The organism is Nocardiopsis dassonvillei, from assembly GCF_964273065.1.
GTDB classification, from domain to species: Bacteria; Actinomycetota; Actinomycetes; order Streptosporangiales; family Streptosporangiaceae; genus Nocardiopsis; species Nocardiopsis dassonvillei_B.
Genome location: NZ_OZ186815.1, coordinates 4,765,764 through 4,781,502, shown reverse-complemented (window position 1 = coordinate 4,781,502; position 15,739 = coordinate 4,765,764). Strand labels below are relative to the sequence as shown.

Annotated in this window: 11 protein-coding genes; 8 read left to right on the top strand and 3 right to left on the bottom strand. The window is 73.8% G+C overall.

Annotated elements, in window-relative coordinates; genetic code table 11:
- Positions 1-45 precede the first annotated feature (45 nt).
- The 4 genes from cofD (at position 46) to ACSUPR_RS21435 (ending at position 6,729) form a co-directional block, all read left to right on the top strand.
- Positions 46-1,032 (top strand): 2-phospho-L-lactate transferase, encoded by a 987-nt coding sequence (gene cofD / locus ACSUPR_RS21450; RefSeq protein ID WP_436886495.1) that lies wholly within the window; start codon positions 46-48, stop codon positions 1,030-1,032.
- Positions 1,029-2,333, top strand: coding sequence for a coenzyme F420-0:L-glutamate ligase (locus tag ACSUPR_RS21445; RefSeq protein ID WP_436886494.1), 1,305 nt, complete (start codon positions 1,029-1,031; stop codon positions 2,331-2,333). Before cofD ends, ACSUPR_RS21445 begins: the two co-directional genes overlap by 4 nt.
- 620 nt (positions 2,334-2,953) lie before the next feature.
- Positions 2,954-4,216 (top strand): glycosyl hydrolase family 18 protein, encoded by a 1,263-nt coding sequence (locus tag ACSUPR_RS21440; RefSeq protein ID WP_436886493.1) that lies wholly within the window; start codon positions 2,954-2,956, stop codon positions 4,214-4,216.
- A 152-nt stretch (positions 4,217-4,368) separates the two neighbouring features.
- A complete protein-coding gene (locus tag ACSUPR_RS21435; RefSeq protein WP_436886492.1) occupies positions 4,369-6,729 on the top strand; it encodes a chitinase C-terminal domain-containing protein in 2,361 nt (786 codons plus the stop codon).
- 117 nt (positions 6,730-6,846) lie between these two features.
- Here ACSUPR_RS21435 and ACSUPR_RS21430 read toward each other — a convergent pair whose 3' ends face one another.
- The gene (locus ACSUPR_RS21430) at positions 6,847-9,420 is read right to left on the bottom strand and encodes a bifunctional FO biosynthesis protein CofGH (RefSeq protein WP_436892091.1); all 2,574 of its coding nucleotides are present in this window, start codon (positions 9,418-9,420) and stop codon (positions 6,847-6,849) included.
- A gap of 182 nt (positions 9,421-9,602) precedes the next feature.
- Here ACSUPR_RS21430 and ACSUPR_RS21425 point away from each other — a divergent pair, with 182 nt between their 5' ends.
- From ACSUPR_RS21425 to ACSUPR_RS21410, 4 genes are all read left to right on the top strand, one after another.
- On the top strand, positions 9,603-10,565 hold the full coding sequence (locus tag ACSUPR_RS21425) for a lysylphosphatidylglycerol synthase domain-containing protein (RefSeq protein WP_436886491.1): 963 nt from the start codon (positions 9,603-9,605) through the stop codon (positions 10,563-10,565).
- A 68-nt stretch (positions 10,566-10,633) separates the two neighbouring features.
- Complete coding sequence (locus tag ACSUPR_RS21420; RefSeq protein ID WP_436886490.1) at positions 10,634-11,239, top strand: RNA polymerase sigma factor; 606 nt, start codon at positions 10,634-10,636, stop codon at positions 11,237-11,239.
- Entirely contained in the window at positions 11,236-12,366 is a 1,131-nt protein-coding gene (locus ACSUPR_RS21415; RefSeq protein WP_436886489.1) for a CU044_5270 family protein, read from the top strand. The genes ACSUPR_RS21420 and ACSUPR_RS21415 overlap by 4 nt, the downstream gene beginning before the upstream one ends.
- A 189-nt stretch (positions 12,367-12,555) precedes the next feature.
- Entirely contained in the window at positions 12,556-13,599 is a 1,044-nt protein-coding gene (locus ACSUPR_RS21410) for a CU044_5270 family protein (protein ID WP_436886488.1), read from the top strand.
- A gap of 46 nt (positions 13,600-13,645) precedes the next feature.
- Here the strand turns inward: ACSUPR_RS21410 and ACSUPR_RS21405 are convergent, their stop codons facing one another.
- Together ACSUPR_RS21405 and ACSUPR_RS21400 are read right to left on the bottom strand one after the other, a co-directional pair.
- Positions 13,646-14,758, bottom strand: a complete 1,113-nt coding sequence (locus tag ACSUPR_RS21405; protein ID WP_436886487.1) for a glycosyltransferase family 4 protein — start codon at positions 14,756-14,758, stop codon at positions 13,646-13,648.
- Positions 14,755-15,699, bottom strand: a complete 945-nt coding sequence (locus ACSUPR_RS21400; protein ID WP_436886486.1) for a glycosyltransferase family 2 protein — start codon at positions 15,697-15,699, stop codon at positions 14,755-14,757. The genes ACSUPR_RS21405 and ACSUPR_RS21400 overlap by 4 nt, the downstream gene beginning before the upstream one ends.
- Between the last annotated feature and the right edge of the window lie 40 nt (positions 15,700-15,739).

The window sequence follows — 15,739 nt, the reverse complement described above, 5'->3', positions numbered from 1 at the left end:
GGGCAGACGACCCGTACATGCCCCCAGCCTGCCAGACTTGGACGCATGCGGATAGTCGTACCGGCCGGTGGCATCGGCGGAGCGCGCTTCCTGCGGGGCCTGAAGGCCGCGCTGGGGATCGACTCGCCGGTCCCGGAGGAACAGAGCACGAACACCATCACCGTCATCGGCAACACAGGTGACGACATCACCCTGTTCGGACTGAGGATATGTCCGGATCTGGACACCGTGATGTACACCCTGGGCGGAGGCATCGACGAGGAGCGCGGCTGGGGCCGGGCCGACGAGACCTTCACGGTCAAGGAGGAGCTGGCCGCCTACGGCATGCGCCCCACCTGGTTCGGCCTGGGGGACCGGGACACCGCCACCCACATCGTGCGCGGCCAGATGCTCGCCGCGGGCTACCCCCTGTCGGCGGTCACCGAGGCGCTGTGCGACCGGTGGCGGCCGGGGGTGCGGCTGCTGCCGATGACCGACGACCAGGTCGAGACGCACGTGGTCATCGAGGAGGACGGGCGCAGGCGCGCGATCCACTTCCAGGAGTGGTGGATCAGGTACCGGGCGGCGGTGCCCGCACAGAGCATCGTCAGCGTGGGTGCCGAGGACGCCGAGCCCGCCCCCGGGGTCCTGGAGGCGATCGCCGAGGCCGACCTGGTGGTACTGCCGCCGTCGAACCCCGTGGTGAGCATCGGGTCCGTGCTCGGCGTCCCCGGGATCCGGGAGGCCCTGGCCGCCAAGACCGTGGTGGGGGTCTCCCCCATCATCGGCGGCGCCCCCGTGCGCGGCATGGCCGACGCCTGCCTGGAGGCGATCGGGGTGGAGACGAGCGCCGGGGCGGTGGCCGCCCACCTGGGCGCCGACCTGCTCGACGGGTGGCTGGTGGACGAGGCCGACGCGGGCACCGGGGTCGAGGGGATCGAGGTGCGCTCGCGCCCCCTGTACATGAGCGACCCGCAGGCCACCGAGGCGATCGCACGGGCGGCCCTGGACCTGGGCCGCGAGCTGGCCGACCGCAACGGCGGCGGCGCGTGAGCGCGGGCGCGGGGACCGGGGTGCGGGTGCGGGGCCTGGCCGGCCTGCCCGAGGTGGGCGAGGGCGCCGACCTGGTCGCGCTGATCGCCGACGCGGTGGCGGCCTCCGGTGAGCCGCTGGTCGACGGCGACGTGCTGGTGGTCACCTCCAAGATCGTCGCCAAGGCCGAGGGGCGGCTGCGCCGGATGGACCGGAGGGCCGCCGTCGACGCCGAGACGGTGCGGGTGGTGGCCCGGGCGGGCCGGACCCGGATCGTGCAGACCCGGCACGGGCTGGTGATGGCCGCCGCCGGAGTGGACGCCTCCAACGTCGAGCCCGGGACGGTGCTGCTGCTGCCCGAGGACCCCGACGCCTCCGCCCGGGCCCTGCGCGCCGGGCTGCGGGAGCGGCTGGGCGTGCGGGTGGGTGTGATCGTCTCCGACACCTTCGGCCGGCCCTGGCGGGTCGGACAGACCGACGTGGCCATCGGCGCGGCCGGGGTGGACCCGGTGCAGGACCTCCGGGGCACCACCGACACGTACGGCAACCTCATGGAGGCGACCGTCAACGCTGTCGCCGACGAGATCGCCGCGGCCGGGGAACTGGTCAAGGGGAAGACGAGCGGGGTGCCGGTGGCGGTGGTGAGCGGCCTGTCGGTCGTCACCGACGGGGACGGGCCGGGGGCCGCGGCGCTGGTGCGCCCCGCCGACGCCGACCTGTTCCGGTACGGCTCGCGCGACGTGGTGCCCGCCCGGCGCACGGTGCGCGCGTTCACCGGGGATCCCGTGGACCCCGCGGCCGTGCGCCGCGCGGTGGCGGCGGCGGTGACCGCCCCCGCCCCGCACCACACCACGCCGTGGCGGTTCGTGCTGGTGGAGTCGGCGCGGGTGCGCGAGCTGCTGCTGGACGCGATGCTCCGGGCGTGGGTGGCCGACCTGCGCGGCGACGGGTTCGACGAGGCGGCGATCGCCCGGCGCACCCGGCGCGGCGACGTGCTGCGGCGGGCGCCCTACCTGGTGGTGCCGTTCCTGGTGGCCGACGGGGCGCACGACTACCCCGACGAGCGCCGGGCAGACGCCGAGCGGACCATGTTCCACGTGGCGATGGGCGCCGGGGTGCAGAGCCTGCTGGTGGGTCTGGCCATGGAGGGGCTGGGCTCGGCCTGGGTCTCCTCCACGATGTTCTGCCCCGACGTGGTGCGCGAGGTACTGGAGGTGCCCGCGGACTGGCATCCGATGGGTGCGGTGGCGGTGGGGCACGCGGCCGAGCCGCCGCGGGAGCGGCCGCCGCGCGATCCGGAGGACTTCGTCGAGGTCCGCTGAGGCGCACCCGCGGACCCCGCGCCGCGGCCGCCCCCTTTGGGGCGCGGCCGCGGCGCCTCGCCGTGTCCGGCCGGTGCGGCGCGTCCCGGGGCCCGGCCCGGGCACGGCGGCGCCCTGTACCGCGTACCGGCGGCGGGCGCGTACCGGCGCCGTCCGCGGTGCGGGACCATCGCCCCGGGCGTCCGGGACCGCCGGCGGTGTCCGTGTGCGAGGACTCCGCGTACGGGCGTCCGGGCGGCACGGGCCGCGGCACCGCACGCAGCGTTCTCCCCCGTACCGGACGGGCCGTGCGCCCGCCCCGGCGGCCGGGAGGGCCGTCGTCGGGCGCGCCCGCCGCGCCGGGCCCGTCACCCCGGGGCGGGAATCCCCGGCATCCGCCTGGAGACCGCCCCGGGGTCCCCGAACAGGGATATCGACCCGGGCGCGAACGGAAGCGGGTCGTTGCACGGGGGGTGAATTCCGGGCGTCGGTCCGGCGTGGGTTCCGGTACCCGGTGCCGAAGAAAACTGAAAGCTTTCCTTCCCATTCCATTGACGCACGGGTAAGGCAACTCTAAGGTTTCTTAACAATTCGACCCCCCGACCTTCGTCACCCCGCTCGACGGAAGGAACCCCCCGACCATGAACCGTCACAGAAGCCGTACCCCCCGGGCGAAGGCCCTGCTGGCCGGGGCTTTCGCGGTGCTGGCCACCGCGTTCGCCATCGGCGCGGCCCAGCTCCCCGGGACACCGAACGAGGCACAGACCGTGGCCGCCGAGGAATCCACCGCGCAGCAGGGCGGCCAGTGGCTGACCGGCTACTGGCACAACTTCGACAACGGCTCCACCGTGATGCCCCTGTCGGAGATCCCCTCCGAATACAACCTGGTCGCCGTCGCGTTCGCCGACAACCACCCCAGCCTCGACGGCGGGATCACCTTCAACCTCGCCAGCGGTGAACTGGGCGGCTACACCGACGCGCAGTTCCGCGCCGACATCGCGGCCGTCCAGGCCCAGGGCCGCAAGGTGATCATCTCCGTCGGCGGCGAGCGCGGGAACGTGATCGTCTCCAACCCCACCCAGGCGCGGAACTTCGCCGACACCACGTACGAGCTGATGCGGGACTACGGGTTCGACGGCGTCGACATCGACCTCGAACACGGCATCAACGCCCGGTACATGACCGACGCGCTGCGCGACCTGCACGGCCAGGCCGGCGACGACCTCATCATCGCGATGGCGCCGCAGACGATCGACTTCCAGGCCCCGTCCATGGGGTACTACCAGCTGGCGTCGAACATCTCCGACATCCTCACCATCGTCAACATGCAGTACTACAACTCCGGCACGATGATGGGCTGCGACCAGAAGGTCTACTCCCAGGGCACGCCCGACTTCGTCGCCGCGCTGGCCTGCATCCAGCTGGAGATGGGGCTGGACCCGAGCCAGGTCGGCCTGGGCCTGCCGGCCGTCCCCTCCGCGGCGGGCGGCGGGTACATGGCCCCGAGCCAGATCGTCCGCGCCCTCGACTGCCTGGAGGCCGGTACCAACTGCGGGAGCTTCTCCCCCTCCACCCCGTACGGCCCCATCGGCGGCGTGATGACCTGGTCCATCAACTGGGACGCCACCAACGGCTACGCGTTCGCGAACACCATCTCCGACCGCCTCGACAGCGGCCCCGGCGGCAGCGGCCCCACCGACCCGCCGACCGACCCGCCCACCGGGGGGCCAACCGACCCGCCCGGCGACTGCACCGCCCCCGCCTGGAACCGGAACGACGTCTACACCGGCGGCAACGTGGTCTCCCACGGCGGCTCCGAGTGGCGCGCCCAGTGGTGGACGCAGGGCGAGGAGCCCGGCACCACCGGGGAATGGGGCGTCTGGCGCCTCGTCGGCGCCTGCTGACCCTCCCCTGACCGGGCCGTCCGGCAGCCGCCGGACGGCCCGCCCACCCCTTCTTCTCCCCGCGCTCCCCCGGCACCGCGCCGGCGGGGTCCTCTGCCGTGCCCGCACCCGGGTCCGGCGCATCCCCCGAGATCCCGAGGAAGGTCACCCCCATGCCCGACCCCCGTCCCCGCGGCGGCCCCGCCCGCCGGCTCGGCTCCGCCCTGGCGGCACTGGCCCTGGCGGCCGGGACGCTGTTCACCCCGGCGGCCGCGCACGCCGTACCCGCCGCGCCGGCCGCGCCCGCCGCACCGGTCTCCGCCTCCTCCGACTCGGAGTGCCGGCCCGACGGGCTGTACCCCACCCCCGGCGTGGACGTCCCCTACTGCGACGTCTACGACGCCGACGGCCGCGAGAAGCTCCCCAACGACCTCGACCGGCGGGTCATCGGGTACTTCACCAGCTGGCGCAACGGCTCCAACGGGCAGCCCGAGTACCTGGCCGACGACATCCCCTGGGACCGGATCTCCCACATCAACTACGCCTTCGCGCACGTGGGCCCGGACGACCGCGTGTCCGTGGGCCCGGACACCCCCGACAACCCCGCCACCGGAATGACCTGGGAGGGCCTGGAGAACGACCCCGAGTACGACTACCAGGGGCACTTCAACCAGCTCAACCGGTTCAAGAAGGAGCACCCCGGGGTGAAGACCCTGGTCGCGGTCGGCGGCTGGGCCGAGACCGGCGGGTACTTCGGCGACGGCGGCGAGCGGGTGGCCAGCGGCGGGTTCTACTCGATGACGACGACCTCCACGGGGGTGAACCACGCGGGCATCGAGACGTTCGCGGACTCGGCCGTGGAGTTCGTGCGCGAGTACGGGTTCGACGGGCTCGACATCGACTACGAGTACGCCACCTCCAACCGCGGCGCGGGCAGCCCTGACGACTTCTGGATCTCCGACGCCCGGCGCGGTCTGCTGTGGGAGGGCTACGAGGAGCTGATGCGCGTCCTGCGCGAGAAGCTCGACGAGGCCTCCGCCGAGGACGGAACCTACTACCAGCTGACCGCCGCGGTGCCCGCCTCCGGGTGGCTGCTGCGCGGCCAGGAGGTGCACCAGGTCGTGCAGTACCTCGACTTCGTCAACATGATGACCTACGACCTGCACGGCACCTGGAACCACTTCGTCGGCCACAACGGCGCGCTGTACGACAGCGGCCTGGACCCCGAGCTGAGCGCGGTGTACGGGGCATACAACGGTATCGGCTACCTCAACGCCGACTGGGCCCACCACTACTTCCGGGGCGCGATGCAGGCTGGCCGGATCAACCTGGGGGTGCCGTTCTACACGCGCGGCTGGACGGACGTGCAGGGCGGCACGAACGGGCTGTGGGGGCGGTCGGCGCTGCCGAACCAGACGCAGTGCCCGCCCGGCACCGGTGTCAACACCCCCTGCGGCAACGGGGCCGGCGGCATCGACAACCTGTGGCACGACAGCGACCCGGTGACCGGCGGGGAGATCCCGGCGGGCGCCAACCCGATCTGGCACGTCCTCAACCTGGAGGACGGCGTGGTCGGCGACTACGTGGACGACTACGGGGTGGACGGCTCGCTGGTCGGCACCTACGAGCGGCACTGGGACGACGTCACCAAGAACGAGTGGTGGTGGAACCCGCAGACCCGCACGTTCCTCACCGGTGACGCCGAGCGGACCATCCGGGCCAAGGCCGACTACGTGGCCGACACGGGCCTGGGCGGCATCATGATCTGGGAGATGGCGGGCGACTACTCCTATGACTCCGGCGCCGGCCAGTACGAGATGGGCGACACGCTCATCACGTCGCTGCACGAGACCCTGAGCGAGGCCGGACCGTACGGCGCGGTCAAGGCCGAGACCGAGGCCCCGGCCGAGGTCCTGGACGTGGACGTGGAGTTCCACGACTTCGCGCTGGGCGACAACAACTACCCCATCAACCCCAAGGTCACCATCACCAACAACTCGGCGGCGGCGATCCCCGGCGGGGCCGAGATCACCTTCGACTACGGCACCTCCGCCCCGGGCAACATGGGCGACCAGTCGGGGCTGGGGCTCACCCACCTCCAGATCGGGCACAGCCGGGCGAACAACGTCGGCGGCCTGGACGGGGACTTCCACCGGGCGCGGATCACCGTTCCGGGCTGGCAGTCCATCCCGGCCGGCGGGGGGACGTTCACGTTCAACCTGAACTGGCGGCTGCCCATCGCCCAGCCCTCCAACTGGCGGGTCGAGGTCGGCGGCACCGAGTACGCCATCACCTACGACCACCCGCGTGCGGGCACCGTGGTGGACGGCCCCGGCGACGACGGCGGCGAGGGGCCGGGCGGCGGCGAGCCCGGCGACTGCACCGCCCCGCCGTGGTCCTCCGGCGCCGTCTACACCGGCGGCGACCGGGTGAGCCACAACGGCCGCGAGTACGAGGCCCGCTGGTGGACCCAGAACAACGAGCCGGGCACCGGCGGCGAGTGGGGCGTCTGGCTCGACCGGGGCGCCTGCTGACCCCGGGCCGCGCGCGGGGGCCCGGCCCCCCACCCGCTCCGCGCGGCCCCTGAAGGAGGGGCGGGAGCGCCGATCCCCCGGCTCTCCCGCCCCTTCGCCGTTCCCGGCCCCGGGCTCTCAGACGAGGGGGAGGGAGCGGCGCAGGATGCTCGGGGCGACGCCGTCGCTGGCCTCGGCCACGGCGCGGCGTTCGGCGGGGACCTCGCCGTAGAGGGTGGTGCGCTGGCGCAGCGGGCGGCCGGTGGGTTCGACCAGGGCGCGGATGTCGGTGATGGTCTTGTACGACCCCTGGTCCGAGCCCGCCATCCGGCTGATGGTCTCCTCCATCAGGGTGCCGCCCACGTCGTTCACCCCGCCGCGCAGCAGCAGGCGGCAGGTGTCCTCCGCGAGCTTCACCCAGGAGCACTGGATGTTGTCGATCGCCCCGTGCAGCAGCAGCCGGGCCAGTGCGTGCACCGCCCGGTTCTCGCGGACCGTGGGCCCCGTGCGGGCCAGGCCCGCCAGGTAGATGGGCGCGTTGGTGTGCACGAAGGGCAGCGGCACGAACTCGGTGAACCCCGGCCGCCCGTTGCGCTCCAGCGAGCGCTCCTGGAGCGAGCGCAGCAGCTTGATGTGCGCCACCCAGTGGCGGGGCGAGTCCACGTGCCCGTACATCATCGTCGACGTGGTGGGGATGCCCAGGTCGTGCGCGGTGGTGATGACCTCGATCCACTCGCTCGCCGGGAGTTTGCCCTTGGTGAGGACCCAGCGGATCTCGTCGTCCAGGATCTCCGCGGCGGTGCCCGGGATCGACCCGAGCCCCGCGTCCCGGGCCCGGGTCAGCCACTCGCGGACCGGCAGGTTCGTGCGGGCCGCCCCGTTGACCACCTCCATCGGGCTGAACGCGTGGACGTGCATGCCCGGGACGCGCTCGCGGACGGCGGCGGCGATGTCGAAGTAGGCGGTGCCCGGCAGGTCCGGGTGGATGCCGCCCTGCATGCACACCTCGGTGGCGCCCGCGTTCCACGCCTCCTCCGCGCGGTCGGCGACCTGGTCCAGGGAGAGGGTGTAGGCGTCGGCGTCGGTGCGGCGCTGGGCGAACGCGCAGAACCGGCAGCCGGTGTAGCAGACGTTGGTGAAGTTGATGTTCCGGGTGACCACGAACGTGACGTCGTCGCCGACCGCGTCGCGGCGCACCCCGTCCGCCAGCTCCGCCAGGGCCTCCAGCTCGGGCCCGTCGGCGTGCAGCAGGGCGAGCGCCTGCGCGTCGGTGAGCCCCGCCGGGTCCCTCTCCGCGGCGCGCAGGGCGTCGGCGACCCCCGGGTCGAACCGGCGGGGCACCGCGCCGTCGCGGTCGACCTCGCCGAGGGCCTCCCAGTCGCCGTACACCGAGTCGAAGTCGCCGCGCCGGTCGCCGGTGCGCCCCTCGGTGTCGACGGCGGTGTGCAGGTCGGTGCGCCCGGTGTCGGCCAGCACCGCCTCGGGCTCCTGCCAGGGGCGGCCCACCAGGGGCGCGTCCTCGACGGCCAGCCCGGTGTCCGGGTCGGCGAGGGCCTCCACGTGCGCCCGCAGCCGCGGGTCGAGCCAGGGCTCCCCCGCACGGATGTACTCCGGGTAGACGGTGAGCCGCTCCCTGAGCTCGAACCCCCCGGCGGCGCTGCGGGCGGCCAGGTCGTCGGTCTGCGGCCAGGGCCGCTCCGGGTTGACGTGGTCGGCGGTGAGCGGGGAGACCCCGCCCCAGTCGTCGATGCCCGCGCGGAGCATGAGCGCGTACTCGTCGCGGCCGCCGTCCTCCGCGCCGATGAGGTTGGGCGGGGCCTGGATGTGCGCCTTGGACCCCATGACCAGTCGGGTGACCGCGATGGCCGCGGCCATCGCGTCGATCTCGGCGTCGGCGCGGTGCATCATCGCGGTGTCCGGCTTGGCGCGGAAGTTCTGGATGATCACCTCCTGGATGCCGCCGTGGCGGCGGGCGACGGCGCGCATCGCGAAGATGGACTCGGCCCGGTCGGCGACCGTCTCCCCGATGCCGAGCAGCAGCCCGGTGGTGAACGGGACGCTGGAGCGGCCCGCGTCCTCCAGGGCGCGCAGGCGGACGGCGGGGTCCTTGTCGGGGCTGCCGTAGTGGGGCTGCCCCTTCTCCTCGAACAACCGCCGGGAGGTGGTCTCCAGCATCATGCCCATGGAGGGCGCGACGGGCTTGAGGCGCTGGAAGTCGGCCCAGGTCAGCACACCCGGGTTGAGGTGGGGCAGGAGCCCGGTCTCCTCCAGGATCATGATGGCGGTGGCGCGCACGTAGGACAGGGTGTCGTCGTAGCCGTGGGCGTCGAGCCACTCCGCGGCCTGCCTCCACCGGTCCTCGGGGCGGTCCCCCAGGGTGATGAGGGCCTCCTTGCAGCCCATCGCGGCGCCCCGGCGGGCGATGTCGAGGACCTCGTCCGGGGACATGAACGGGGATTCCAGGCGGCCGGGCACCGTCGCGAAGGTGCAGTAGTGGCAGCGGTCCCGGCACAGCCGGGTGAGGGGGACGAACACCTTGCGGCTGTAGGTCACCACACCGGGCCGGCCGGCCGCCTCCAGGCCGGCGTCGCGCACCCTGGAGGCGTATCCCAGGAGCGTGTCCAGGTCCTCGCCACGGGCGTGCAGAAGGACCTCCGCCTCGGCGGCGTCCAGGGTCTTCCCGTCCCGGGCGCGGGCCAGGGCGCGTCGCATGGCGGACGGGGTGGGGGCGGGTTCGTTCGCACCGGTCATAAGCCGCACCCTACGCCCCGCCGGTTCCGCCCCCGTGAACCGGATGGGCCGAGGGGCGGACCGCGGCCGGCGGGAGGAGGCGCGGTCCGCCGGACACGGCCCGGGGCGTAGGGTCGGCGCAAGGACGGATGAGGAGGGACCGGGTGCTCGCTCGGCTGCGCCGCGACCCCTGGGTGCGGTTCGTGTTGGTGGTGCTGCTGTGCGCGTGCGCCGCGTGGGCTCTGCGCGGGCACTGGGAGCAGGCGCGCGAGGCCGCGCTGTCCCTTCCGCTGTGGACACTGCCGCTGGCGGTGCTGGCCGGGATGGCCGGCCTGACCGCGCAGATGATGGCCTGGCGCGCCCTGCTGTCCGGACTGGGCTCGCCGCTTCCGGTGCCGGTGGCGGCGCGGGTGATGTTCGTGGGCCAGCTCGGCAAGTACCTGCCGGGTTCGGTGTGGGCTTTCGTGGCCCAGGTGGAGCTGGCCCGCGACCGGGAGGTGCCCCGGGTGCGGGGCACGGCGGCGACCCTGCTGGCGGTGGGGGTGACGGTGGCCGCGGGCCTGGCGGTGGCCGCGGTGGCGCTGCCGCTGTCCTCGGCGGGGGCGGCCCGCACCTGGTGGTGGGCCCTGGCGTCGGCGCCGCTGCTGCTGGCCGGGCTGCACCCGCGCGTGGTGAGGTGGGGGATGCGCCTGGCGGCGCGCCCGTTCGCCCGGTTCCGGGAGGTGGCCGAGGCCGGGCCGCCGGACATCGGCGGCCGGGCGATGGCGGCGGCGCTGGGGTGGACCCTGGCTGCGTGGGTGCCGCTGGGCCTGCACCTGTGGGTGCTGGTGTGGGCGGTGGGCGGCGACCCGCGGGGGTCCCTGGCCCCGGCGCTGGGGGCGTACGCGCTGGCGTGGACGCTGGGTCTGCTGGTGGTGTTCGCCCCGGCCGGGCTGGGGGTGCGCGAGGCCGTGCTGGTGGTGGCCCTGGCCCCGGTGGTGGACGCCGGTGCGGCCCTGGTCGCGGCGGTGCTGTCGCGGCTGGTCATGACGGTCGCCGACGTGGCGTGGGCGGGGCTGTCGATCCCGCTGTCCCGGTTCGGGGGCGGGCCGGTGGGGGCGGACGGGCCGCGTCCCGGAGCGGCGTGAACCCCTTTCCCGGGATCGGGCTAACACAGGTAGAAGCACCTTCCTGACGCCCCCACGATTGGACCCCCATGTCCCCTACCGCCTCCAGGGCGCTTCCGCCCGAAGAAGCGGAGAGCGACGCGTCGGTCGTCCGCCGGTCCCTGCACGATCCCACCGGCTTCGGTGAGATCTTCCGCCGGCACGCACCCGCACTGCAGCGCTACGCAGCCCGAAGGCTGGGCCCGGCCGACGCCGACGACGTGGTCGCCGAGACCTTCCACATCGCCTTCCGCAAACGGCACCGCTACGACCCGGCCTACCCCGACGCGCGGCCCTGGCTGTGGCGGATCGCCGCCAACCTCATCCGCAGGTACCACCGCACCGAGACCCGCCACTACCGGGCCCTGGCGCGGACCGGCGTCGACCCGGTCCTGGAGGGGCACGCCGACCGGGTGGGCGAGCGCGTGGACGCCGCCTCGGTCTCGGCGTCCCTGGCGGCCTCCCTGGCGCGGCTGTCCAAGGGCGACCGCGACGTCCTGCTGCTCATCGCCTGGGGCGAGCTGACCTACGAGGAGGTCGCCTCGGTGCTGGGCATCCCCGTGGGCACCGTGCGCTCCCGGCTGCACCGCGCGCGCAGGCGTCTGCGCGCCGACCTGCCCGCGTCCGCCGTCTTCCACGAGGAGGTGACCCGGTGAACGAGCTCGACCACCTGAGGAACCTGAGGTCCGAGATCCCCGAGCGCTCCCCGGAGGAGCTGGCGCTGCTGACCGGCTGGCGGCCGGGCGAGAGGAATGTCCGGCAGGTGCGCCGACCACGCCTGCTGCCGCTGGCGCTGAGCGGGGTCGCGGTCGTCGCGGCGGCCGCCGTGTTCCTGGCACTGGTGGTGTTCCCGGGATCGCTCACGGTCGGCGTGGGCCCGGCCACCGAGCCCTCCGGGGAGGCCACGGAGGCGGAGGCCCCCGCCATGGAGGCGATGGCCCCGATCATCGAGGCGGTCCGGAACCAGCCCGTCGAGGGCGACGTCTGGTACCAGAGCATCACCCCCGGGCTGGCCGTGCCCGTGGGCCCCGAGGGCGACAGGTACGGGGTGTACGACATCCGTCCAGGCGAGCAGTGGAGCTGGATGGGCGAGCTTCCCCTCGAGAGGGGTGGTTCCCCGGACGAGGAGGAGAGCCTGAGCGCCCAACGTCACGGTTTCGGCGACTGGGCCCTCGTGGACGACAGGCACCAGGCCGCCTGGGAGCGCGACGGCTCCCCCGAGTACTGGTCCTCCGAGGAGACCGGCGACCAGCCGATCCCTTTCGCCTCCGCCACGAACGTCGAGGGGGAACTCCTCGGTCCCGGCGGCGCCGGGTGGAGTCTGGGAGGCGGCCAGCAGGAACACCGCGACCTCCAGGAGCTGCCCGCCTCCCCGGAGGAGCTGCGGGAGATGATGCTCGCGTACCGGGACCCGGAGGCGCCTGCGAGCGAGGAGGACCGGCTCTTCCTGGACATCTATCACAACCTGGCCATCCCCACTCCCCCCGAGGTGTCGGCCGGCATGTACACCGTCCTGGCCGGGCTCCCCGGCCTGCGACCGCTCGGAGAGGTGACGGACCGGTCCGACCGGGAGGCCGTGGGCGTGGCCTACGCCCCCGGCGAGCCCACGGACTTCGGCACGGTCGAGTACCGGCTCCTCTTCGATCCGGAGACCGGTCGGCTGCTCTCCCGGGAAGAGGTGGTGATCGAGCCCGCCGAGTCGGTGGCCGACTGGTGCGAGCCCGGAGACGTGGTGGACTACATCCTCTACGAGACCGCCTGGATCGCCGAACCCCCGCTGTAGTGATCCCGCGCCCCGCCGCGGTCCTTCGGAGGGGCCTCCGGAAGGATCGGGGCGGGGTGCCCACGTCCCGGTCCCGGGATGCGCACGGGGACCGCGCACATCCCGGCAGGTGAACCGCACGCCCGGGGCGGCCGTCCCGACAGGGGGGTTCCGCCCCCCGAGAATCCGCCCCCTGAAACAGGAGCCCCCATGCATCCCGTCCGTTCCCTGCTCCCGGCCGCCGCGGCCGTGATCCTCACCCTGACCGCCTGTACCCAGGGCGCCGCGGCGCCCGCCGCCGAGACGCCCGCGGAGGCCGCGGAGGCGGTCGGCCCCGCCATGGAGGTGATGGCCCCGGTCATCGAGGCGGCCGGGATCCAGTTCGTCAAGGGCGACGTCTGGTACCTGCGCACCATCTCGGGAGAGGCCTGGGGGGTGGGTCCGGAGGACGACAGGTACGGGGTGTACAACGCCTACCACGCCGAGGACTGGAGCTGGGTGGGCGAGTACGACACCGGAACGGGCCGGAGCGGGGGCGAGGAGTGGGGGCTGAGCGCCCGGCGGACCAACGCGACGACGTGGAAGCCGGTGAACGAGGACGCCTGGGCCGCGTGGGAGCGTGACGGCTCCCCCGTTCGGTGGGAGTACGGACCCGAGGGGGCGCGCAACGACATCCCCACGCAGGAGGAGGGCTTCGGGGAGATGTCCGGTCCCCATCCCGGGGGCTGGGACTTCGGGCTCGGCACCGTGGACCACCAGGGTCTCCAGGAGGCCTCCCCCGACCCCGGTGATCTGGAGGAGATGCTGTTCCCCGCCTCGGAGCCCATGCCGGACGAACCGGCGGAGCAGGATCCTTCCGGTATCCGGCACCCGTCGACGACGGGAAGCGGACACGAGAGCGAGGAGGCACGGCGGTTCTCCTACGTCAGCCGGTCGCTGCACCTCCCCTTCCCCCCCGAGGTCAGAGCTGGCATGTACACCCTCCTGGCCGGGCTTCCCGGCGTCCGGCCGCTCGATGCGGTGCGGGACGTGTCCGGCCGGGAGGCCGTGGGTGTGGCCTACACCTTCGACCCGACCGACATCGGCACCGTCGAGCACCGGGTCCTCTTCGACCCGAACACCGGCCGGCTTCTCTCCCAGGAGCAGGTGGTGGTCGAGCCCTCCGCGTCGGAGGCCGACTGGTGTCGGCCCGGCGACGTGGTGAAGTACACGCTCTACGAGATCTCCGAGTGGATCGACGGCCCGCCGCTGTAGGCCCCCGCCGGCCGGGATCCGCGGTGGACGGCGCGGGTCCCGGAGGTCAGGCGGAGAGGAGGCGGGTGATGTAGTCGGCCCAGAAGGGGGCGGGGTCGACCGGGCGCACCCCGGCGCGCAGGCGCTCGGGGGTACCCGGGGTGTAGAACTCCCCGAGTGCCCGGGCCAGGTCGGCGACGTCGCCCGGGGCGCACAGCAGCCCGTCCACACCCTCCCGGACGTGGTCCGCCAGGGCCCCGGCGCGGGTGGCGACCACCGGCAGGCCGTGCCGGTGGGCCAGCCACACGTTCTGGCTCGCGGTGGCGGTCCGGTAGGGCAGCACCACCGCGTCGGCGGCCGCGTAGAGGCCCGGCAGCTCCTCGGCGGGCACGTAGCCGTCGCGCAGCCGTACCCGGGCGCCGAGCCCCAGCTCGTCGGCGAGCGCGGCGAGTTCGCCGGTGCCTCCCCAGAACTCCCCGGCGACGGTGAGCGCGACGTCGTCGGGCGCCCCCGCGGCCAGCGCGCGCAGCAGGACGTCCACCCCCTTGTAGGGGCGGACGATGCCCAGGAACAGCAGGTGGCGCCGCTCCCCCGGCGCCGGGGGGACGGCCGGGCCGGTGTCGGGCAGGTGCGGGGGCAGCACGGCCGTGACCGGGGAGTCGGCCCCGGGGCCGCGCAGTCCCCGGGCCAGGCGGGACTGGTCGGCGGAGTGGGCCAGCACCCCGTCCACCCGCCGCAGCAGGCTCCGGACCAGCGACACGTCCACGGCCCGCCGCTCGTGCGGCAGCACGTTGTGGCACAGCGCCACCACCCGGGTGCGGTCGCCGCGCACCGACCGGATCCCGGCCAGGATGCCCAGGTAGGCGGGCACCTGCACGGGAGAGAACAGGGTGAGGACCACCAGGTCGGCCCCCCGGGCCAGCCGCCGCCCGGCCCGCCACCACCCGTCGGGCCGGTACCAGGCCAGCTCGCGGCGGGTGTCCGGGTAGGGCTCCCCCTCGGGTTCGTCGACGGTCTGCGTCCCCGGGTAGAGCGCGGCCGGGTACTGGGCCCGCCACGACTCGACCGCGGTGGGGTGCCCGGCCGCCCGCAGCCGGTGCGCCAGCTCGGTGGTGTGCCGGGCTCCGCCGCCCTTGTAGGGGTGGACCGGGCCGACCAGGGCGACCCGGGCGGCGCTCACGCCCCGTCCCGGGAGCGCACGATGAGGTCCGCCAGCAGGGCGATCGCCGCGATGATCAGCCCCGTCATGAGGATCATGACGGTGTTGTTGGGCATGTACAGCGGGTTGCGCACCTGGTCGAACACGAACTTGGCGGCGCCCAGCCCCAGCAGGGTGAGCGCGGGCGGCATCAGCACCTTGAGCGGGTTGAAGTACATGACCATGCGCAGCACCTGGAGGATGTACCGGTACGCGTCGGTGACGAAGTGGAACTTCGACTTCCCGGCGCGCTTGGCGTACTCGATGGGCACGTACCGCACCGGGTGCTGGTTGGACAGGAACGCCAGGGTGATGGTGGTGACGCAGGAGAACCCGGGCGGCAGCAGCCGCAGGTAGGGGCGGGCGACGTCGCGGCGGAACACCCGCAGTCCGGAGTTGAGGTCGGGGATGCGCGTGTTGGTGAGCTTCTCGGCGATCTTGCGGATGATCCACTTGGCCGGCACCCGCAGCGCCTTGTGGCTGCCCATCTCCTGGTCGCGGGCGCCCACCACCTGGTCGATCCCGGGGTCCTCGTCGAGCATGGCGACCAGCTCGGGGATGCGCTCGTTGGGGTAGCTCATGTCCGCGTCGGTCCACACCACGTACTCGCCGCGGGCGCGCTGGCTGCCGATGCGGCGGACCGTGCCGGAGCCGCCGTTGTGCCCGAACGCGATGATCCGCATGCTCGGGAACAGGGGCGCGACCTCGCGCAGCCGCTCCAGGGTGGCGTCCGTGGAGGCGTCGTCGACGGCGAGCAGCTCGTACCCGTACTCGGAGGCGTCCATGGCCGAGCAGATCCGCTTGACCTCGTCGACGACGTGGTCCTCTTCGTTGTAGCAGGGCAGGACGATGGTGACCCGCACCGGCGGGTCGCCGGCTCCGGGCTCGGACGGGGATCGGGCGTCGTCGTGTGTCTGGTTCATGCGTTCTTCTCAACGGTTGCGGGGGCCTGCGGCGGGCACG